The organism is Methanofervidicoccus sp. A16 (genome assembly GCF_003351865.1).
Classification (GTDB): Archaea; AGJL01; Methanococci; order Methanococcales; family Methanococcaceae; genus Methanofervidicoccus.
In genome coordinates this window covers 1,295,264-1,317,599 of sequence record NZ_CP022242.1, presented here as the reverse complement: position 1 = coordinate 1,317,599, position 22,336 = coordinate 1,295,264, and the positions used below count along the sequence as shown (strand labels likewise).

At 32.5% G+C, this 22,336-nt stretch carries 18 protein-coding genes and 1 tRNA gene; 11 read left to right on the top strand and 8 right to left on the bottom strand.

Translation table 11 applies throughout. From position 1 onward, the window contains the following. Positions 1-65: 65 nt before the first annotated feature. Positions 66-860, top strand: coding sequence for an RlmF-related methyltransferase (locus tag CFE53_RS06065; protein WP_148120955.1), 795 nt, complete (start codon positions 66-68; stop codon positions 858-860). A 306-nt stretch (positions 861-1,166) separates the two neighbouring features. Continuing rightward, the gene (locus tag CFE53_RS06060) at positions 1,167-2,432 is read left to right on the top strand and encodes an MBL fold metallo-hydrolase RNA specificity domain-containing protein (RefSeq protein WP_148120954.1); all 1,266 of its coding nucleotides are present in this window, start codon (positions 1,167-1,169) and stop codon (positions 2,430-2,432) included. Here CFE53_RS06060 and CFE53_RS06055 read toward each other — a convergent pair. Further along, positions 2,424-2,801: an Sjogren's syndrome/scleroderma autoantigen 1 family protein gene (locus tag CFE53_RS06055; protein ID WP_253254745.1), complete on the bottom strand. Its 378-nt coding sequence runs from the start codon at positions 2,799-2,801 to the stop codon at positions 2,424-2,426. The genes CFE53_RS06060 and CFE53_RS06055 overlap by 9 nt on opposite strands. A gap of 125 nt (positions 2,802-2,926) precedes the next feature. On the opposite strand from CFE53_RS06055, the gene CFE53_RS06050 reads away from it, so the two are divergent. From CFE53_RS06050 to CFE53_RS06040, 3 genes are all read left to right on the top strand, one after another. Continuing rightward, positions 2,927-4,051 (top strand): DNA double-strand break repair nuclease NurA, encoded by a 1,125-nt coding sequence (locus CFE53_RS06050; protein WP_253254744.1) that lies wholly within the window; start codon positions 2,927-2,929, stop codon positions 4,049-4,051. Between the two features lie 370 nt (positions 4,052-4,421). Beyond that, the gene (locus CFE53_RS06045) at positions 4,422-5,204 is read left to right on the top strand and encodes a proteasome assembly chaperone family protein (RefSeq protein ID WP_148120952.1); all 783 of its coding nucleotides are present in this window, start codon (positions 4,422-4,424) and stop codon (positions 5,202-5,204) included. Between the two features lie 185 nt (positions 5,205-5,389). After that, positions 5,390-6,250: a radical SAM protein gene (locus CFE53_RS06040; RefSeq protein ID WP_148120951.1), complete on the top strand. Its 861-nt coding sequence runs from the start codon at positions 5,390-5,392 to the stop codon at positions 6,248-6,250. Here the strand turns inward: CFE53_RS06040 and CFE53_RS06035 are convergent. Continuing rightward, a complete protein-coding gene (locus CFE53_RS06035; RefSeq protein WP_148120950.1) occupies positions 6,234-6,902 on the bottom strand; it encodes a TIGR00266 family protein in 669 nt (222 codons plus the stop codon). The two genes, CFE53_RS06040 and CFE53_RS06035, sit on opposite strands and share 17 nt — an antisense overlap. A gap of 149 nt (positions 6,903-7,051) precedes the next feature. Between CFE53_RS06035 and CFE53_RS06030 the strand changes: the two genes are divergently transcribed. Then, positions 7,052-7,128: transfer RNA gene (locus CFE53_RS06030), tRNA-Cys, on the top strand. Between the two features lie 187 nt (positions 7,129-7,315). Next, complete coding sequence (gene hmd, locus CFE53_RS06025) at positions 7,316-8,350, top strand: 5,10-methenyltetrahydromethanopterin hydrogenase (protein ID WP_148120949.1); 1,035 nt, start codon at positions 7,316-7,318, stop codon at positions 8,348-8,350. Between the two features lie 398 nt (positions 8,351-8,748). Here hmd and CFE53_RS06020 read toward each other — a convergent pair whose 3' ends face one another. Then, entirely contained in the window at positions 8,749-9,510 is a 762-nt protein-coding gene (locus tag CFE53_RS06020) for an AAA family ATPase (protein WP_148120948.1), read from the bottom strand. A 148-nt stretch (positions 9,511-9,658) separates the two neighbouring features. Here CFE53_RS06020 and CFE53_RS06015 point away from each other — a divergent pair, with 148 nt between their 5' ends. Together CFE53_RS06015 and CFE53_RS06010 are read left to right on the top strand one after the other, a co-directional pair. Beyond that, entirely contained in the window at positions 9,659-12,919 is a 3,261-nt protein-coding gene (locus CFE53_RS06015) for a hypothetical protein (protein WP_148120947.1), read from the top strand. A 411-nt stretch (positions 12,920-13,330) separates the two neighbouring features. After that, positions 13,331-13,801, top strand: a complete 471-nt coding sequence (locus tag CFE53_RS06010) for a YkgJ family cysteine cluster protein (protein WP_148120946.1) — start codon at positions 13,331-13,333, stop codon at positions 13,799-13,801. Positions 13,802-14,410: 609 nt separating this feature from the next. On the opposite strand, the gene CFE53_RS06005 is transcribed toward CFE53_RS06010, so the two are convergent. Together CFE53_RS06005 and CFE53_RS06000 are read right to left on the bottom strand one after the other, a co-directional pair. Then, a complete protein-coding gene (locus CFE53_RS06005; protein WP_148120945.1) occupies positions 14,411-15,460 on the bottom strand; it encodes a methyltransferase domain-containing protein in 1,050 nt (349 codons plus the stop codon). Between the two features lie 5 nt (positions 15,461-15,465). Continuing rightward, complete coding sequence (locus CFE53_RS06000) at positions 15,466-15,783, bottom strand: helix-turn-helix domain-containing protein (protein WP_148121181.1); 318 nt, start codon at positions 15,781-15,783, stop codon at positions 15,466-15,468. Between the two features lie 344 nt (positions 15,784-16,127). Between CFE53_RS06000 and larB the strand changes: the two genes are divergently transcribed. Next, positions 16,128-16,928, top strand: coding sequence for a nickel pincer cofactor biosynthesis protein LarB (gene larB / locus CFE53_RS05995; protein ID WP_148120944.1), 801 nt, complete (start codon positions 16,128-16,130; stop codon positions 16,926-16,928). 1,137 nt (positions 16,929-18,065) lie between these two features. Here the strand turns inward: larB and speB are convergent. Together speB and CFE53_RS05985 are read right to left on the bottom strand one after the other, a co-directional pair. Next, on the bottom strand, positions 18,066-18,914 hold the full coding sequence (gene speB, locus CFE53_RS05990; protein ID WP_148120943.1) for an agmatinase: 849 nt from the start codon (positions 18,912-18,914) through the stop codon (positions 18,066-18,068). A gap of 404 nt (positions 18,915-19,318) precedes the next feature. Continuing rightward, complete coding sequence (locus CFE53_RS05985; RefSeq protein ID WP_148120942.1) at positions 19,319-20,086, bottom strand: NAD+ synthase; 768 nt, start codon at positions 20,084-20,086, stop codon at positions 19,319-19,321. 100 nt (positions 20,087-20,186) lie between these two features. Between CFE53_RS05985 and CFE53_RS05980 the strand changes: the two genes are divergently transcribed. Continuing rightward, positions 20,187-21,053: a ribose-phosphate diphosphokinase gene (locus CFE53_RS05980; RefSeq protein WP_172456369.1), complete on the top strand. Its 867-nt coding sequence runs from the start codon at positions 20,187-20,189 to the stop codon at positions 21,051-21,053. A gap of 864 nt (positions 21,054-21,917) precedes the next feature. On the opposite strand, the gene CFE53_RS05975 is transcribed toward CFE53_RS05980, so the two are convergent. Continuing rightward, on the bottom strand, positions 21,918-22,331 hold the full coding sequence (locus CFE53_RS05975) for a 4Fe-4S binding protein (RefSeq protein WP_148120941.1): 414 nt from the start codon (positions 22,329-22,331) through the stop codon (positions 21,918-21,920). Between the last annotated feature and the right edge of the window lie 5 nt (positions 22,332-22,336).

Genomic DNA, 22,336 nt, shown 5'->3' with positions numbered 1-22,336 from the left:
AATATAATATATAATAATAATTGTTATTTAGACTTAAAAATATTTTTAATAATTATGGGATCCCTATGAAGTTAGGACTAAAAATAGAGGACGCCTTAAAGTTAAATCCTGAACTAAAAAAATACACATACTACAAAAATGGAAAAATAAGGATAGATTTTAAAAGTAAGGAATCCCTCTATCTCTACAACAAAACTGTACTGAAACATGTATTTAACATAGATATGGATTTCCACAGGGACGCCCTAATACCAACACCTGTCAGTAGATATCTCTTTATAAAAAACCTATGTGAGAGTTTTAAAGAGGAAAACAGTAGAGATATAAAAGATGTACTGGAGATCGGGACAGGTTCAGGTATCCTCGCCATAATGATTGCAAAGTACTACAGGTGTAACGTCTACGCCACAGAGGTTGTAAAAGAGTATATAAAGTTAGCCTGGGATAACGTTATAAGGAACAACTTAGAAAATAGAGTAAGGATAATAGACTCCAAGGGCAAGATCGTTGAGGGGATACCTGAAATTGAGGGTAAAAAGTTCGATATAATTCTATCCTATCCTCCATTCTATTCTCCTCATTCTGTACCATCTAAGAGGAGTTTTGGAGGAGCCTACGCCAGAGAGGTGGAGTTAATCGGTGGAGGAAAATACGGAGAGGAGTTCTCCTTAAGGATCCTCAGAGAGGGCATAAAGTATTTAAGAAGAGGGGGAATTATAGGGTTGATGATGCCCCATAAACCTAAGGAAAGGAGGAAGATAATAGAAGAAGAGATAGTTAATTTAGGACTAAATTTGAAAACTGATAAGATAGAAGTTGGTAAGAGGAAAAGATATATTATAAAAGGGTATTTTCTCTAATAAATATAATAAAAACTAACCTTTATAATAGTACTAGGAAAATATAAATGAAATTTTCTACTGATCCTTTTTTATAGATAATTTTTAATGTATTATTTTTGCTTTTTTAATTACAATTTTTATAAAATCAATTTTAATTAAAAGTAAAATAAATTTTTAAGGAAAGTATAAAAGATTAAAAATAGATTACTACCTCCAATCTGATAGCCTTTAAAACCTTGCACACCTACAATCTATAAAGAACCTCCATTTTAATAGTTGTGAGAACTACTATATATACTTTTACAAATCAAAAAACGTGAAAATATGCCGATAATTAGATTTCACGGAGGATGTCATCAAATAGGAATGTCCTGTATGGAGATAGATACGAAAAAATCTAAGATACTCTTAGATTGTGGTATGGATCCAAACAAGAATGCAGTACCAAATATAGACACCAAAGATATAGACGCTGTATTAGTATCCCATGCCCACCTAGACCACTCTGGGGCTATACCCTGTTTCAACTTCAGAAAGGTATACTGTACAACACCCTCTGCAGATCTCATGTATATACTCTGGAAGGATGTTTCAAAACTCTCGAAAATTTACGGTGAGAAGGAGATAAAGAGAGCCTTAGATGTTATAGAAACTGTAAATTACAAGGAGAAAAAGAGGATAACTGAAGATATCACAATGGAGATGTACGACGCTGGCCATATCCTTGGAAGTTCCTCTATATACTTAGATATAGAGGGGAAGAAATTACTCTATACTGGAGATATAAATGAGAGAGAAACTAGGACGTTGAAACCTGCAGATACAGATATAGAGGAGATAGATACTCTTATAATAGAATCCACCTACGGCTCACCTTTAGATATAAAACCTGCTAGGAAGGCTTTGGAGAGACAACTTATAGAGGAGATCTCAAGTACTATAGAGAAGAAAGGTAAAGTAATAATACCTGTATTTGCAGTAGGCAGAGCCCAGGAGATAATAGCAGTTATATATCACTATATGAACAGTGGAGTCTTAGAGGAGGTACCTGTATATGTAGATGGCTCTATTATCCATACTACAGGAGTTTATCTAAGTTATTCCCAGTGGTTGAATCCAAAGATAAGGAGGATGTTAGAGTGTGGACAGAATCCCTTTGGATACGTAAAGAAGGCTGACAGTGATGTTTTCAATGAAGGTCCATGTATTATAATATCCACCTCTGGGATGCTCCAAGGGGGCCCAGTACTCCAGTACTTAAAACTCCTGAAGTACCCTCAGAATAAACTTATCCTAACAGGGTATCAGGCAGAGGACACCTTAGGGAGGGCCTTGGAGGAGGGGGCAAAAACGATTAAGCCTTTCAAAAATGAGATACCTGTTAGGGGAGAGGTGGTTAAGATAGAGTTCTCTGCACATGGTGACTACAACTCCCTTATAAGGTATCTGAAAAAGATACCTACTCCAAATAAGGTATTTGTAGTACATGGAGAGAGGTATCAATCACTATCTCTGGCTATGACTATATGGAAATCCCTTAAGATACCTACCTTTGCTCCTCCTGTGGGGAGTGTACTACCTCTATTCTAATTTGGACTTTAACTTAATAAGTGCTTTAATGACTTCGGTGATCTCCATAATTCTGGCGACGTCACACTCCTCCTCTAATCTTTTAAATAAATAATCTATCTTTTTATCTATTATTTTTATGTAAGTATTTTGACTGTATGGAGGTGCCATATCTCTTTTATCTTCTCTACAGATCTCTATCTTGTCCCTTTTGTTTTTCTCCTCCCTTTTCTTCAATGTCCTACAACGTACACAGTACTTATTTCCTTTTCTATCCTGAAATAGAGGAAAACCACAAAATTTACAATGTTCTCCCAGCATTTTAGAACCTTTCAACATCTCATTTGCGGCTATCTTTATAATATCCATCTCATTTTCTCCATCCTTCATATTATCACCATTTAACCTATCTATTTAAAGATTAGATTTATATATAACTATTATAAAAACTATATATAAAAATATTAAAAGATTGGTATCTAGGATTTATTTAGATTTTTTAATAAATTAATAAGGTGTCTTCTTTGAAGTATTTTTACATCCTCAGTAAAAAGGAGGAAATTTCCAAGTTGATAGAGAGGATAAAGAGGGAGATCGATTATAAAAAACAGGTAATAAATGACTGTTGGATAAACTGCAACTTCGAAGGTAGCGGACAGAATTATACATTTGGAGGGGGAGACGGTAGTTTCAACAGGATAGACTATATTGATTTATGTCTCTACTTAGTGGGATCTGTCTCCTACACTAACAAGGTAGGAGAGGGATTAGAGGACTCTATCTCCTTCTGGGAACCTGGAATTGTTATTCCCTACAAATATGTGGAGTATAGACTTAAACTATACATGATCAATATGGAGTTGAAAACTGCACTCTGGAACCTTAAAAACAGGGATATAGATTGCTATCTATTTGACGGCTCCCTCTACTCCCTCATTATACAGAGCCATACATACGGTGGTAGGGTTAATGGAGAGGTAAGAGAAGACTACAGGATAATAGAAGAGTACTATAAGGACTATAAAAGGGATATAAAAGAGGAGATCTATCAGGATTTAGACAGTAATAAATTAACACCTGTTACAACAACTGTTAAAGATGCTGAAGATGAGAAACTTAGGATTATATTGGAACAGGTTGAGTATATAGTGCTACTGAGGGAGATAGTTAAAAACTACTGGGATAAGTTTGTAGGAGTGTCAAAAACCTCTAAGATGAGTATATACTTCAAAAAGTACAATAACAATGGTACATCTATCATTAAAACCATCCCAGATATGGGTATTTTTTCAAGTGTTGAAGGTACTGGATACTCTAAACCTGTCAATCTGGCAGATAAAAATGAGGTGGATTACAACATATACTACAACATACACTACTTAAAGAGGTTCAATCTTGATATAGATGAGTTGTACTATCAGTTTGTAAGGTTGGATAGTAGAGGAGGTGTTCTAAATATCACATCCCTTAAAAAACTAGATGAGGAGTTCTTTATAAATCTAAGGGATATATCTGTAGGAGGATATCCCTATATACTTAAGAGGAGTCATGAGGATGTGAAGATCAGTGATAAAGATATGGAGATCTGTGCCAAGTTGTTAAAGTTATATGAAAGTAGAGATAGGGATGTAGTGATATAAATAATAAGTCCATCAAGTAATAGTTTAAAATAAATAATGATGATAATAAGAATAATAATTATTAAAAAATTTATTAAAAAATAAAGATATATTTAATCCTGAACATTGGAGGAAAGAATATTCTCTGAACATCTCCTAACTACAACTGTTGATATCTTATATTATAACAGAATTTCTCTCTTTATCTTAGTGTTCAGAAAAGATCCTGAAATGTAGTTCATTTTTACTAATTGATTTATTGGGATTTTTATTATAATTATTATTCTTTACTATTCTTTTAATTACTACTTTGATGGAACTAAGGTATAATAATAAAAAATAATAATGATAAAATAATAATTATATTATTTAAAAAAATTAAGGTGTAATTATGGTAGAGATTATAGAGAGGATAATAAAGAAGGTTGAACCTCTAAAAGATGCTGTACTTATAGAGGGACTTCCAGGGATAGGGCATGTTGGTAGGATAGCGGCGGAACACCTTATACAGGAGTTCCAGGGAGAGAAGATTATGGAGATATACTGTAATGACTTCCCTCCTCAGGTACTGGTAAATGAGGACGGTACAATAGAAAGTATGAACAATGAGATCTATATTATAAAGGAACCTATTCCAATGGTGGTAGTTACTGGGAATACTCAGGCCCTATCTCCTATAGGACAGTATCAACTCTCTAAGAGGTTAGTTGAGATCGGAATTAAATATGGTGCAAGGATAACCTATACTCTTGGTGGATTTGGTATAGGGCGTATAAAAGAGGATCCATTGGTCTACGTTGCAGCAACTTCAAAGGAACTTGCAGATAGGATAAAGGAACATGGTGCACTATTTAGGGCAGATGGAGGAGGTATAGTAGGTGCTGCAGGTTTGATGCTTACATTCTCAAAGTTAATGGGTATCGAAGGAGCCTGTCTTATGGGAGAGACACCTGGTTATCTCATAGATCCAAAATCTGCAAGGAAGGTACTTGAGGTACTCTCCAAGGTTCTTAACATCGAGATAGATATGGGAGAGTTGGAGAAGAGGGCTAGAGAGATGGAGGCCTTCTTAGAGAGGATCAAGAGATTTGAGAAACAGTTAGAGCAGAGCCATTTCATGGTTAGGGAGAAGGACAAGAGACAGAGAGAGGAGGATCTAAGATATATTGGATAGATTCTTTTAATTTTTTATAGAGTATTTTCTTTAATTCTCATTAAAAATCCTCTTGACAGTGCAAATACATTTTATTTTTAAAATTTTAAGAAAAATTATTTTTATATTTTTTATTATTTTTATTAAAAAATTAAAAATAAATAAAAGTAAAATAACAGGTTCCTCGACATCTTCTCTGTGATAAAATGAAGTTTTTAATACTGAAGATAACCAACAACTGTAATCTAAGGTGTATATACTGTTATAGGGAAAACAACTCAAGTAAAAAAGATATGGAATTTAAAACTGCTAAGAACGCCATAGACTACATTTTAAAGAGTGATGATAGATTAAAGATCCAATTTACTGGAGGGGAACCTCTCTTGAACTTTAAATTAATTGAGAAGGTTGTAGATTATTGCAATGATCAATATCCAGATAAAAATATTTCCTACGCTATTCAGACTAACGGCACTTTACTGAAGGAAGGAACTATCGAGAGGATCAAAGAGTTGGATATAAAAGTAGGTGTAAGTTTAGACACCATAGATCCCAGAGATGCTACTTTAAGGCCCTATAAAAATGGAAAACCCTCTACCTTGGATACCTTAAAAGGTATATACCTACTAAGGAAGAAGAACGTGCCCTTTGGAATTACAACTGTAGTAACTAGTAAAAACCTTCCACATCTACTGGATCTTGTCTATTACCTTATCTCCATAGGGGTAAGAAGTATAAGTTTCGACCTATTGAAACCTAAGAAAAGGGAACATCTCTCCCTGATGCCAATGGAGGGAGAATTTAGAAAGATACTAGAGGAGATGAAAGATCTTCCCATATATATAAAGAATTTAAGGAGAAACTCCCAGGATAAGTACTGCTATTTAAACAGTGGAGATCTCCTCTTCGTCAACGAGATAGGGGATATATATCCCTGTCCCACCTTAGAAGGCTGTTTCTATGGGGGGAATATCAACAGTGGGGAAGGTATTAAACTATTTAAAGTTAAATGTAATTACTGTTTTGCTAGAAGTTATTTAATGAAGGTTGTTAACGATCCTTCCTAACAATATACTCAGATAGGAACTCTCCAAATTCTAAAATATTTCTAGTTTGGATGAATATCTTACCTGTACCTCTAAACTCATACACTCTACCCTCCCCACTGAAGATTGTAGTTTTTAAACCTCCTCCTATTTTCTTTAAGGAGTACTCAAGACCTTCTGTAAATCCTACAAGGTTTCCGTTATCCACTATAACCTCCTCATCTTCTAACTCGATAGTTTCAAGGGCTCCAAAGGAGGAGAGGAATACATCCCCCTTACCTTCAAGTTTCATCAGAAAAAGTCCCATTCCACCAAATATCATCTTTAAGTCGCCAAGTTTAGTATCTATCTCTACATCTGGTGAAGATGCTAAATAGGCACCACTTTGGACGTAGAGAGTCCCATCTAACCTGTAGTGGGTAATATCCCCTACATATTTTGGAGCCAAGGCCAAGGTACCAGTTCCATAGAATTTATTTAAAAAGAGATTCTCCCCCACCACCATCCTCTTTAATGCCCCTATTAAACCTCCCTTTATATCCGTATCCACCTGGATACCCTTGGACATATAAACCATGGCACCAGTTTCCCCTATTATACTCTGATCTTTAAGGTTTATCTTCAGTAGGGAGTAGGCTGGACTGTACTCTATTTTAAAATCATACTCTGTCATACCTATCTCTTCAATAATTTTTACAATAATTTTAGAATTAGACATATTTATTGTTTTTTATTTCACTTTCTTAGTATGTTTTATAACCGAAAAGTTTATATATTAGATATGATTATTACCATAGTGGATATTCTCAGAACGGATATTGAGCCAGGGTAGTCTAGTCTGGCGAGGCGGCGGACTGCAGATCCGCTTTAGGAGGGTTCAAATCCCTCCCCTGGCTCCATTTTTTGTAAGGATTATATTCGTATATTTAAATATATAAATAGAGGAAAAATAACTTTTCATTATTAACTTATTAAATATCATATCCTAAGTTGGTTAATAGGTATTTCAATAATTTCAAAACGACAACTTTTTATAATATATCGTTATAGATAATAATAACGATTAACAAAAAATAAGGTGATGGTATGAAAATCGCCATATTAGGAGCAGGGTGTTATAGAACCCACGCTGCCTCAGGAATTACAAACTTTGCAAGGGCTGTAGAGGTAGCAAATAAGGTAAATAAACCAGAGATTGCATTAACCCACTCCTCTGTTACCTACGGAGCAGAATTACTACACCTTGTCCCAGATGTAGATGAGGTTGTACTCTCCGATCCTTGTTTCTCAGAGGAACCAGGACTCGTTGTAATAGATGAGTTCGATCCACAGGAGGTTATAGAGGCACACCTATCTGGAGATCCTGAAAAGGTAATGCCTGCTATTAGAAAAAAGGTAATGGAAAAAGCTAAGGAACTTCCAAAACCACCTAAGGCATGTATCCACCTGGTACATCCAGAGGATGTAGGATTGAAAACAACCTCCGATGACAGGGAGGCTGTAAGTGATGCTGATATTGTAATAACCTGGCTACCAAAGGGTAAGAGTCAGCCAGGTATAATTAAAAAGTTCGCAGATGCAATAAAGGAAGGTGCCATAGTAACACACGCCTGTACAATATCAACTCCAAAATTTGCCCAGATATTTAAGGACTTAGGAAGAGAGGATCTAAATATTATATCTTACCATCCAGGTGCAGTACCTGAGATGAAGGGACAGGTATTCCTGGCAGAAGGATTTGCCTCTGAAGAGGCATTGGAGAAACTATACAACATAGCAAAGATGGCAAGAGGTAACGCCTACAGACTACCTGCAAACCTTATAAGTCCAGTATGTGATATGGGATCTGCAGTTACCGCTACAGTCTACGCAGTATTGTTGGCATACAGAGACGCTGTTACAAAGATACTTGGAGCACCTGCAGACTTTGCCCAGACTATGGCAGATGAGGCTATCAGTGTTATACTGGAGTTAATGAGAGAAGAAGGTATAAACAACATGGAGAAGAGATTAGATCCTAAGGCTCTAACTGGTACAGCAGACAGTATGTGCTTTGGACCTCTCTCAGATATACTACCTCATGCCTTGAAGGTATTGGAGAAGTACGGTAAGAAGGAATAATTTAGATAAATTCTTTATTTTTTAATCTTTTTTGTTAAAGAACAGTTAAAATTAATTTATAATAAAAAATAGTTATAAATACGTTTTTTATATTTAACAGTGGGTTAATTATTTTTAGAGTTATGACTCATTTTTCTATTTTCTAGAGTATTTAAGGTACCTTTATTTACTTTATTTTTTACTGTTTTATAAATTTTTGTAATTATAATTAAACTAATTTAATTCTTATTTTTTTAGTTTTTAATACTTTAAAAATTTAACCTAGAAATTTAATTAAATAAATATAAAAATTATTATAATTGTTTTTATAAATTATTATTAATATAATGTATTTTATTATTAAAAATAGAATAAAAATATAGACATTATTTTACCATCTTTTTTTTTTAACAACCTCTTTAAGATACAATATACTTATCTACTATTTTTTCCACTTCCCTATAAACCTCGTTATTCTCATCTATGTTAAATAGAGGTATCCCTAGGAGATCGTACTTAGCAATTTCTTCACTGTAGGGCAACTTTCCAATTAACTTAAGTCCCAATTCTTTGGCATATTTCTCCACCATTTCAGCACTTTTCTCATCTACCTTGTTAGCCACTACATAGATATTTTTAAACTTAATATCTAACTCCTCTGCCAACTTCTTTATCCTCTTTGCAGTTCCAAGTCCCCTTTTCGATGCATCAGTCACTACTATCATAGTATCTACGTTCTGGGTAGTCCTCCTACTTAGATGTTCCAGTCCAGCCTCAGTGTCTATCACTACGTAGTCGTAAGACGTTGATAGGTTATCTATTATCTGCCTTAACCAGTTATTTACACTACAATAACAACCACTACCTTCGGGCCTTCCCATCACCAATAGATCGTAGTTATCAGTCTCCACTATTATCTCGTATATCTTTCCCATAAGGTACTCCTGTTTAGATATCCCTGGAGGTAACTTATTCTCCTCTATCAACCTCTTCAATTCCTCCCTTATATCACCTATAGTTTTCTCCACCTCTACACCAAGGGTTTCTGGCAGGTTCGAATCTGGATCTGCATCTATAACAAGTAGATTTTTATTCCTTTTAGACAGTGCCTTTACAAGAAGGGTTGAAAACATAGTTTTTCCAGTGCCTCCCTTTCCACTTACAGCGATTATTTTTGTCAATATATCACCACAAATGTTATATAATTTTTGAATAATTTTTATAATGAGTATTATACTTATTTACCTACACAAAAAATTTATATTTATCATTTTAACATTGTTGTTCTATGTATTTGTTACTTAAATTGATCTATATATAGGGATTTATATGTATGAACAGATGTCTTCAAAAGAACTCTCAAAATTGTTCTTGGAATACTATCAACAAGATTGGAAAAAACGATCTGAAGCTGCTAGGATATTGGGGTATATTAACGATCAGGAGGAAATTAACAGATTAACTCCATATATTATGGAGTTGGCCTTAGATACAAATAGATTTATTAGAATAAATCTAGCCCACTCTATAAAGAGGATAGTATTAGAATATAATATTATAAATGAAGATATCTTTGTCCTGTTATATCTTTGGGCCAACACCCCTATTGCAATACTCTCGGAAATGGCTAGAAGAATTATCTCATCTTTAGACATAGAAATAGTATCAAGATATGTTCTCTCTCTATCACTGAAGTTATACTCTTCAGAGCCTATTAAAGTAATGTATGCTCTATTTAGTATGGGACTAATCTCTACGATAAACCCCGAATATATTACAAATACACTACCTGAAATAATAGCCATAGCCACTGGACACAGGTATAAACTTATACAGTTACTTGCCATTGAGATATTAGAAGAGTTTGCAAATACAGAAAAAGAGCATATAGTATCAAAATTTGTATACGTTTATAGGGTATATGTATATCTTGAATATAAAAAAGAAAAACCACAATTTAAAAGAGGGACTGTTGAGTATATTCTTTATAAGTACTTTAAAAAGCAGTTAACAAAGGAAGAAATAGATGATTTAATTTACGATTTGACACAGTTTAAAACTCCGGTCGTAAAAATAATTTTAATGCTGTTCTACACTCATTTCAAGCCCCTTAAGGAACTACTAGATGAAAATAAAAACCTTAGTAAGATGCTACTAGAGGAGGTCTTACAACAGATAAAGAACGACAATTTTATGATTAAGCTCTCTGCAATATTGCTCTTTTCCAAGATCGTAACTGTAGAAAATGTCTACCAACATCTAAGTAAAAGGGATATTGATGAGTTCTTCAAAATAATAGAGGATGTTTTAGCCACCGAGAGCAACTATCTTCTCAAAGGAACTTCTCTTGAGGCTTTATGTAATCTTGTAAAATGGAGCGGTTTTCAGTATATCTTAGAAAAAATAGAAGAAATAATTGATAAGGTTGATATAGAAAGTATCATGAATGAAGGATATCTATGTTACTACAACGGAGTATGTGTACTGTTAAAGTTAAATAAAAAGTGCCCTTCAACTAAAAGTTCCCCTTACTTTGATACAGATACAATAAAAGAAATATCTTCTCTAGGAATTGATGACTATAGATACTTGATGCTTGATATAATTACTTCTGTAAGGAGATCTGTATGGATAGGAGGATGGTTAGATAGGTTCTACTCTGGAAAATATCTAGGTAATTTGCTCCATATAAAACCTGAATACAGTACTAACGTTTTAGATACTATAAAATATCTAATACGTGATAATTATTTTATAGTTAGAAGTTTAGGAGCCTGGATATTAAGAATCGTCGCTCAATTAAATACCTCCATTCCAGAAGATCTAATAATAGACACTCTCATCCTATTCGATGATAGGTTTTCTCAAGGTAGGTTGGAGTATGTACTATTCTGGAAAACAGTTTTAGAGAAGTCTCCCCATCTCTTTGATAATGAAAATATATGTAGGGAAGTCGCTTACGAGATGATTACAAAATATTTAAATGATAGACATGAGGTATTAAGAGAGGCATATTTAAATATACTAGAGGAAAGCGGTATAGTTGAAAAATACCCCTCAATTAAGTATTTCAAAAATTATCATAATATTTCCGAAGAGGAGCGAAAAGAGTTGTTTAGAAAGTATTGGGATCATAAGGAATTAAGAAAGGCAATAGCAGTGGCCATTAAATTAAAACTGAGGGGGTCTATTAAAAATAAAAAATATAGTGCTATAGGGGAGTATCTAGATATGATATCTCATATGGAAATCCATAGAGAAATATTCTATATACTGTATGAACTTATTTTACTAAAACATATGGGATTTAAAGAGGCAGATGAGATTATAAAGAAAATAAGAGATAAGCATTCTACTATTCCCTATTATTTAGAGGAAAAATTATTCTTAAATATAATGGAACCTATAATTGTTGTTAGATATTATAAACTTAAAAGATTACTGGCAATGATTAAAGAAAAGTTCCATATAAGTTATAATTTAATAAATAAAGTAAAAGAGATAGCAATATATGAGCATATCTGTGGAAAAAATGCTGAAATGGCATTGAAAATTCTATCTAACATAGAAGATGACGAAAGTAAGGCCATCGTTAAGGAAGAATTAGAGTTAAAAGAGTATATGGAAAAAAAGTCTATAGTGGAGATCAAATACAAAAAATTAGAGAATATGGATTGGAAAGATATCTATCTTATTATACAATATCTACCAACTGAAGGGAAATTAATAATTCCAGATCATCTTAATCTTGAGGATTTCCTAAATAAAGCCATGGATATATTAGAGAATGAAGATAAAGTCACAGTAAAAATTAAAATTATAGACTACCTTATAAGCGAAATTCAGGAAAATGAAAGATTGTTAAATATGTTGCTAGGCAATAAAGATCTATTCAGGATACTCTATAACCTCTGCTCAGATAATAACCACCTACTATTTAAGAGGGTTATAATATTATTGGAGGAGTTAGCATCAGTAGAGGAAGGATGGTTGGAGAGGAACATTATAGAGTACTACAAAGGAGAGTGGGGCAATAAGAAACCGTTGAGGCATTTACTACATATGTTATATGAAGATATACCAATGTACTTCAAATTAGATATTTTGAGGGCAATAAGAGAGATTATAAAAGATAGAGTAGAACACTGTAAAAGACTCTGTGGAGAGATCCGTAAAATGCTCGAAGAAGGGAAAATTTCAAAAGAGGAGATACTATCTAAGTATATGGATATGATAGGCATCCATACTATAACATCCCCCCATAATATAATATGTCAAAATATGGACAATGTAGCGCTTATAGTAAATGCAATATTCTCTGGAGATATAAAGAAGCAACCTTGGGACCTTATTAAAAGTACATTAGATATTATACTCCTAATGTGTGAATCTGTACTATTAGATGAAAATATTGTAAGTACGGTATTGAAGAAGTTATTGGAATACTACGAAGTATTGAAGGATGAAGAAATAACCTATCTATACCTGTATATAAAAAGACTTTTGGAGAGAAGTAACTACAATATTGAAAAGTTAGGGGAAGAATATCTCAAGAAATATAGGGAACTTGAAAGACGTATAGTTATCTAAGAAATCTTTCTTAATCATAAATTAAATTTTTATTATAAAAATTATTAAAAAATCAGAAAAATAAAAAATGGTATTCTATAAAAAACAGTGTAAATTGTTCTTAACTTAATAATAAGTATTAAAAAGGAACTCTTCCCTTAAAGAAGTTATTACTACAGTGTTATAAAAGATGTTAAGTTTTTCCCTTTATTTATTAATTTTTACTAATTTTTTACTTTAATCGTTATTAGAATCGTTATTAATTAGTATAATATTAACCCTATTATAAGAGTTTTAGGATTTATTATAAGCGTTTAAAAAATTAATAGGACAATGAATTAAAAATAAAAAACTTTTAATCTCAATTTTTTCAACTATATTTATTTTCAATAGACCGACAAAATAGATTATAAAAAATATCATGTGAAAACCATGGGAGATATTAAAATAGATACAAAAAATATCTCATGGGCATGTAGAAGATGTGGAAGATGTTGCGATCCTCCTACCATAACAAAGAAAGATATTGGAAATATATGTGGATACTTAAAAATTCCCTTCAAAGAATTTGTAAAGAAATATGTAAATTACTTCAACGGCACTATAGGAGAGTTAAAGGGAATAAAAAATAGATGTATATTCTTAAAGGGCAATAGATGTTCTATATACCCAGTGAGACCTCTAATCTGTAGACTTCGCCCCTATTCCATCCAGGAGATAGATGGTCAGTTGGTGTTAACCTACGACAGTTGGTTTTTAGAAAAGTGTCCGGGAGTCTTTATGGGAGATCTTCCAGTTGAGGAGGAATATATAAGGTACGGTCTACTGGTGGCTAAGTATTTAGGTATTGAGAGAAAAACTCCTGAGGATGCCTTTAAATCTGTAGTAGATAGATATAAGTAGTAGAAGAGTTGTAAAATATTTAGGTACTTATATCTACCTATGATGAGAATCCTATACTGATTTATGATGATCCGTATGAGCTCTGAGGTAATTTAAACTATAATTGGCAAAAAAAGAATTTCTCCCTTAATAGAAGGTTATTATTATAAGATATTATCAAAGATGTAAGTTTCCTTTATTTCTTAATCTTTTACAATTTTTATTATTCTAGTTATATTATCAATATTATTAATTTTTTATAAGATTTTTAAAGGTTTATTTTATATTAGGTATTTTAAAAATTATAGGATAAAAAATAAAAATAAAAAATATTAAAATAAAAAGGTAAAAACTTCTAAGAAGAAAATAACAAAACTCCGCTTACTTCTTCAGTACTAAGGTAAGTCTAGAAAATAAAAAATTATTTTTATTTTTTCAATTCTGTATTGTTATTCTCTATCTAAATGTTTTGAGATTTGTTTTATTTTTTTATAGTTATATTAGTTCAAAAGTCTAACTTATAAACATAAAATCCTTATTTAATCTTTTTAGAAACATTTCCTTCGGTATATAAATAGTTAGAATCCTGATCCTCGGTAAAAAACCTAAATTCATATAAAAATTTTAAAATTATACCTTCTCAATAACCAACATACCGCTACCTAAGACCTCATATTTGAAATCGTATCCCATCATCTCCAAGGTGTCTAAGATCTCCTGTTTTGAGAGATATCTCTTAAAGAACTTGTTCAACCTATTGTAGAATTCAAAGAGTTCTACATTAACGTCCTTAGCTAAATCTGTGAAGAACTCCTCTGCAATGAATAACTTACCTCCTGGACAGAGAGCATCCATCATCTTTTTAAGGAATATCTTAGGTGAGGAGACGTACTTTAAGGTATAGGTACAGATAACGTAGTCGTATTTATTTTTAATTATTGCATCGTGGAAATCCATAGGTTTCAGTACAACATTTCCAAAGTTCCATCTTTTAGTTCTAATTTCAGCTATTTTTAACAGGTTCTTTGATATATCTATACCTGTATACTTCCCCTTTGGACATATCTTGGAGACGTAAAACTCAGGAGATCTAGATCCACAACCTACATCCAATACATGGTCCCCACTACCTAAATTTAAGTAGTTAGCCACCACATTCCTACATGATCTCATATAGGAGGTGTTTAATATAATATCCCACATATCTGCATCCTCTATAAAGTTCAGCCATATCTTAGGATGGTTGTATCTTATAAGGGCGTACTTTGTGAGTTTAGTCATATAGTCGTAGTTTATAGAGTAATCCTCCATAAATTTATCGTACTCTGGATGTCTTATAGTTATCTCTTTGTCCATGTTTAACTCTAAGGTGCCGTCATCATTTTGATACACTATCTCCAAACTAATGGCTGTTTTAATATAGTTGTAAAGGAAATCGCTGTTGGGATATCCCAACAGGGCATTTACCTCCTCTATTTTTGGCCTGTACTTACTAATTACTCCATATATTCCAAAATCCATTCCCTGTCTAAAGAATGCAACTAAAAGTTCGTTACTTAGATACCTTATTGTAAAGTCCATGGATTCGATAAGTTTATTTATATCGTCTGTCTGATACTGGTACTCGTAATTACTTTTACCAAATATCCTCTGAACATCATGATTGAAATCGATATTCATGACCCTCACCATTTACTTATTTGATCATAATCCTTTAAATACTCTACGACGTTTCTTCCATAGTCGGTGATGGTATAGATCTTCATACCATTTTCATCAATACATTTTACTAAACCTAATTCGATTAAAGAGTAATGACCGTTGTACCTTGTACCCATTCCCTTTAAACATCCAAGTACATTACTTGGATCTGATTTCACCCATCTTGACAGTTCAGAGAGATAAACCCCTTGGGGATATATCTTATATAAGAAAAACAATATTTTCTTTCTCAACTTACTTTTATTTAATGATCTTATAATGGTGGGATTTATAAAAATCATGTCTCGTTTTGTCATAGAGTTTGTCATAGAAGACACCTTATAAACTAGATTATATTGTTTTTACTTAATTACTTAACTCCAATATCTAAAAATCCCAATTCCCATGCTAATTTTCCAATATATTGTCTCTAATTTTATTTTATTTGGTTAGAATTGTTATATAAAATTTACTTCATTACCATTATAATTAATTTTATCACCGTTGGTATATATCTATACATCCCAAAGTACAGTCTTAACTTCCTTTATAATCCGCCATCCTTTTATAAGACCTTTAATCTTTATTATTTTAATTAATATAATTTCAATATAAAAATTTTTCTTATTAGATTTCAAGGGATAATATGAAAAAAAAGTTAAGAGATATTTTAAAAGATCTATCGGAGAAGAGGATCTCAGTTGAGGAGGCTGAAACTCTTTTGAAGATCTATCATATTGAAGAGATTGAAGATAGAATAAAATTAGACATCTCCAGGGAGTTAAGATCAGGTATTCCAGAAGTAGTATACGCCAAAAATAAAGATTTTAATGATATAATCTTGGCGTTAAAGAGATCTGCAGAGAAGAATGGCATAGCACTTGCAACAAAGGTTAGAAAAGAACATATTCTAAAACTTGAGAGGGAAAGGGAAGATATTATTAAAAATTTAAATATACAGGACTACGAATTTATTATAAATTATAAAGCCTGTACTATAGTACTTAAAAAGAGAGGTTATAAACAGAAAATTTATGGAAAAATAGGTCTCCTAGCTGCAGGTACAAGTGATATTCCCATAGCAGAGGAAGTGAGAGTTACAGGAGAGTTCTTAGGTTGTGAAGTTATACACTTCTACGACGTAGGTATAGCAGGCATCCATAGACTATTCCAGCCCTTAAAGAGAATTATCGAAGAGGATGTATGTTGTATAGTAGTGGTTGCAGGTATGGAGGGAGCCCTACCCTCTGTAGTAGCCAGTTTAGTAGACATCCCTGTAATCGGCGTCCCTGCGTCAGTAGGGTATGGAGTTGGAAAGGATGGTAAAGCTGCACTGTACTCTATGCTAACATCCTGTGTTCCAGGTTTGGTAGTGGTAAATATAGACAACGGTTTCGGTGCAGCATCTTTCGCTGCACTACTGGCAAGGAGGGTTTATAAATCTTAATTTCGAAAGTAATAATTTAAATTAGGTTCTAATTCCCACCAAATAGTGATTAAAAGAATAGTAAATTAATAAAAACCTTAATAAAAAATAATATATCAACAGTAGTAAAATAAGAAGAGAATCTCCCTATCTACTCAGACGAATTACATATTTTCTAAAAAAAATTATATTTATTCTTTTGAAAGTAGCTCTTATAATATACTTCCTCTCACAATTCCCATTTTTTACTTCATTACCATTATAATTAATTTTATCACCGTTAAGATATACCTACGCACCTCTAATTACACTACTTAACTTCCTTTATAACCTGTTATCCTTTTATAAGACCTTTAATCTTTATTATTTTAATATACCCTAGTTCCCATCATAAGAATAGTTTAAAGAATAATAAAAATAATTATAAAAATAAAAATAAAAAATAAAGAAAAAGGTTTAAAATAAGAACTTTCTATCTCTCAAATATAACATTTTTAAAAGAAGATTGGAGGGGAATGGTCCTCTGTACACCTTCTAGTGTAGTGGATATCAGAGTAAGATCTCCTATCTTATCTAAGTGATTAGAAAAATCCTAAGATATTTTTTATATTGATTATTTTCATTGTTCTTTTAATCACTACTTGGTGGGAACTAAGGTTATAATTAAAATATAATATCTTTAATAAAATTAATAATAGCAACCTGTTAAGAAGGATCTGCTCCACTTCCATAGTATCTTAGGACAATCTTAGGAGATTATCCCTTATTTTGATTTTAATATCTTCTTTTTATATTTTTATTATAATTAACTTTTTTATTATGATTATTATTATTCTTATCAGGATTTTTTGATGGGAATTAGGGTTTTAATATTATTATAATAATACGATAGTAAAAATTTTTCTTTTTACTGATCTCAAGGATATTGTATGAAAAAAGTTAAGGGATATTTTAAAAGACCTATTGGAGAAGAGGTTTACCTTATTATCTTAATTATTATTTTTATAATTATTTTTTTATAGAATTAATAATAACAACCCTGTTAAGGAGGCTTACCTACTTTTATAGTCTTCAAAAGCATTTCAGGAGAACATTTGTTTTTATATTTTTTTATTATTATAAAGTTTTGTAGTATATCAATAAATTACAATAGGATTCTCATCTCCCAAGAGTAAGTATAAGTTCTCTTATTATCTTTGCAGCTGCGATGGAGGTAATACTATTTACATCACAGGGTGGGGATACCTCTACAACGTCGAAACCTACTATCTTATCCCTCAGATCTCTAAATAGATAGAGGGCATCTATTAACTCCTTGGTGGAGTATCCACAGGGCTCAGGGGTACCAGTTCCAGGAGCATAGGCAGGATCCAACACATCTATATCTATGGTGATATAGATATACTTATCTAAGGATTTTATCTCCTCAATATCCTCCTTCCTCGGCAACCTAGTGAATATGTTTGTATTCCTCCAGGCAAATTCCCACTCATCCTTATCTCCACTTCTAATACCAAATTGATAAATATCCCTTGTGATTTCATAACATCTCCTTATAACTGAGGCATGGGAATATCTATTTCCTAAGTATTCCTCCCTTAGATCACAGTGGGCGTCAAATTGGATAAGTACTATATCCTTATAGACATCTTTTGCAGATCTCACGAGAGGATACGTAGTAGAGTGATCTCCTCCTATCATCACTACCTTTTTCCCCTCCTCCATAATTTCACGGGTTGCCCTATAGGTTCTATTTAGGATTTCCCTTTGGTCTCCCTCTATTATAATGTTGTTTAAGTCTGAGACCTTTACCTCTGTTAAGTCTCTCTTTAAATATGGACTGTAAGTCTCTAATGCCCAGGATGCCCTTCTAACCTCATCTGGCCCAAATCTCGCTCCAGGTTTATAGGTAGTTGTACCATCGTAGGGTACTCCAAATATTACAAATTCACACTCCTGATAATCTGAGTAGGCACATAGGTATCTATGATACTCCTCGAAGTATATGTTCCCACCTTTTTATTTTTATGAAATATATCAAGAAAGGAGAAAATCTAAAAAATATAAAAAATTATTGATAATAATAAAAAAGATTAAAATAATAAATTTAAATTATTATTTTCGAACTGTTAGAAATTATAAAAAACGAATAAATACCTTATGGATACTTTTTTAACGTTGGGAAGAGAAATATAGTTCTCTCTTAATAGGGATCGTTATTAGGAACTTTATATCTAGATTTGACTTTTAGATTATTTATAATTATAATTAAAAATTATTAAAAATTAATTATATTCAAAATAGGGCGGAGATACTCCAAATATAAAAAGAAATGTGTACTAAATATTATCCTCCTACAGTGTTTAACAGTTTTTGAATGATTCGTTTTTTTATTTTTTACTTTTCTTACATCACTCTGGAGGGAATATGGGACCTAACTTGTGCTTATTTGCCTCTATTCTATTTAGTATTTCCTCCACCTGAGACAGTGGAACATTTAAATTTTTAGATATCTTCTCCTTATCTTCCCCTTTCTCTATTCTTTCAAGTATCTTATCTAGTAATTCGTAGGTTATCCCTAACTCGTCTTCATCTGTCTGTCCCTTCCAAAGTCCTGCTGATGGTGGTTTATCTATTATCTCCTGAGGTACTCCTAGATACCTTGCTAACTCCCTAACTTCGCTCTTAAAGAGGTTGCCTATTACGAGGAAGTCGCTACCTAAGTCTCCATACTTAGTTCCATATCCCATATAGAGTTCTGACTTGTTGGAGGTACCAGCAACAAGAAGATTTCTCTTATTTGCAAAGTAGTAGAGAATACACATTCTTATTCTAGCCTTTAGGTTTCCATCTGCTATTCTGTCAAACTCTCTTGTAGGGACATAACCTCCTGCTCCAAAGGCCTTTAGTACATCTGTAATATCAGATATTATGTATTTTATACCAAGTTTCTCTGCGACCATCTTAGCATGTTCTATATCCCTAGGATCTGAATCCCTTTCAGGCATTATTACTCCCAATACCCTATCCTTTCCAAGGGCCTTTGTACATAACGTGGCCACAACTGAACTGTCTATACCTCCACTTAGTCCAACAACAACACCGTTGGCGTTGGCTCTTTTTACAACGTCCCTTATAAAGTTAATTAGTTTTTCAACTGTTTTTTCTACATTATCCATCCTTTCACCTAATTATAACAAAAATTTTTATTGATATGTTAAATTTTTTATAATAATTAAAATATAAAACCTAACATACATAAATCTATAAGGTGAGAATGTGATAATAGTACCAGGTATAAATTCCCAGGAGTTAGCCTACAGGGTTTCGAAGTTAATAGGTTGTAAACTTCTAAGGACAGAGTTTAAAAGGTTTCCAGATGGAGAATTATACATAAGAGTTCTAGACAACGAGGCCATAAAGGATGAAGATGTTATTTTTATCCAGAGTCAGAGGAACCAGAACGACGCCGTAGTAGAGAGTATACTGATGAGTGATATACTTAGAGATGAAGGTGCTAAATCTATAACCTTGGTAGCGCCCTACTTAGCATATACGAGACAGGATAAAAAGTTCAACCCTGGAGAACCTATAAGTATCAGGGTACTTGCCAAGGTATACTCCCAACTCTTCGACAAGGTTATTACTATAAACCCTCATGAGACTCATATAAAATCCTTCTTTGAAGTGCCCTTTATATGTGGAAGTGCTGTAAAGGAGTTGGCAAGGTATGTTAAAGATAAGTTAAATAATCCAGTTGTACTGTCTCCAGATACTGGAGCAGTGGAGTTGGCTAGGGAGGCTGCTGAAGTTATAAACTGTGAGTACGATTACTTAGAAAAAACTAGGATATCGCCCACAGAGATAAGAATAGCCCCCAAGAACTTAGATGTAAAAAATAGAGAGGTACTTATTGTAGACGATATAGTATCTACAGGAGGAACTGTAGCAACTGCCACTAAGATGTTGATGGAACAGGGGGCGGATAAAGTGATGGTTGCCTGTGTACATCCCGTCCTTATTGGAGATGCTCTCAATAAACTCTATACAAGTGGAGTAAGTGAAGTAATAGGTACAGATACCTTCCCATCCCCTGTAAGTAAGGTCAGTGTAGATAAGGTTATAGTAGAGTTGATTGAAAAATAATAGTTCTAGTTATGGCCAATATATATTAAAGATAGGGTCCTTGAAATCTATATGTTTTTAAGTTTATTGGAAAATAGTAAAATTCTGTCCTTAATAATATTTTTTATAAAAAATCTTTTTTTAAGATTATAATAATTTATAATAACAAAAATAACAACCTATTAGAGAGAATATATCTCACTACATGATATTTAAAAGCGTCTTAAAAGAACATTTATTTCCTCTTTATGATTTTTTAACATTTCTTTTTTTAATTTATATTATTATAAACTCTAGTTCCCATCAAGATTGTAGTTAGAAGAATAATAAAAATAATAATCATATAAAAAATAATAAAAATCATGATTAAAATAATCAGTATAAAATCTATATAAAAACTCTTAAATATCCTTAGGATCTTTCTGAACCATAGGTAAGACAAGGAATCATATTCTGATATCCACTATATTAGAAGATATACTGAGGATCATTCTCCTTCAATATTATTTTTAAAATTTTTTGTATCTAGGATAATAGAAGTTTTTATTTTAAAATCTTTTCTTTATTATTTTTATTTTATTATTTTTATAATTGTCTTTATTATTCTTTAAATTATCCTTTTGATGGGAAGTAGGGCATTAACAATAGCAGACTGTTAGGGAGGATCTACTCCACTTCCATAGCATCTTAGAGCATTCCAGGAAATTATTTTTTGTTCTGGATTTTAATACCTTCTTTTTATACTTTTATTTTTTATAATTATTGATATTCTTATCAGGATTTTTTGATGGGAATTAGGGTTATTATAATTATTATCTTTATCCAAAATCTAATGGAAATAGAGCAACTAAATTATTATTGGTAAAATTTAAACTAAAAAGAGACTTAGATATAACTATATATCCTTTTAAGTTTTGAGGCCAGTTTTTCCCTCTTACTTACTACACTTTCCTCCCTGTACTGCAGTGCTCCAGTTGGACATGCCATTTTACACATCTCTACCTCATGCATATAGCACCCATGACATTTAAAGGCCTTTCCAGAATTAGGATCTATTCTTATGATCCCAAAGGGACATGCATCTACACATAAGCCACAACCTATACATTTCTCATTTACTACTACTTTATCTCCTATCCACTCTATGGCTCCAACAGGGCATACATTATAACAGGGGGCGTCTTCACAGTGCATACACTTTATAGGTGTATTATCTATTACCACTATTCCGTTTGTTGGACATGCCCTTTCACAGTTTCTACAACCTATACAGAGTTTAACGTTAGGTATTAATTTCATCCTTC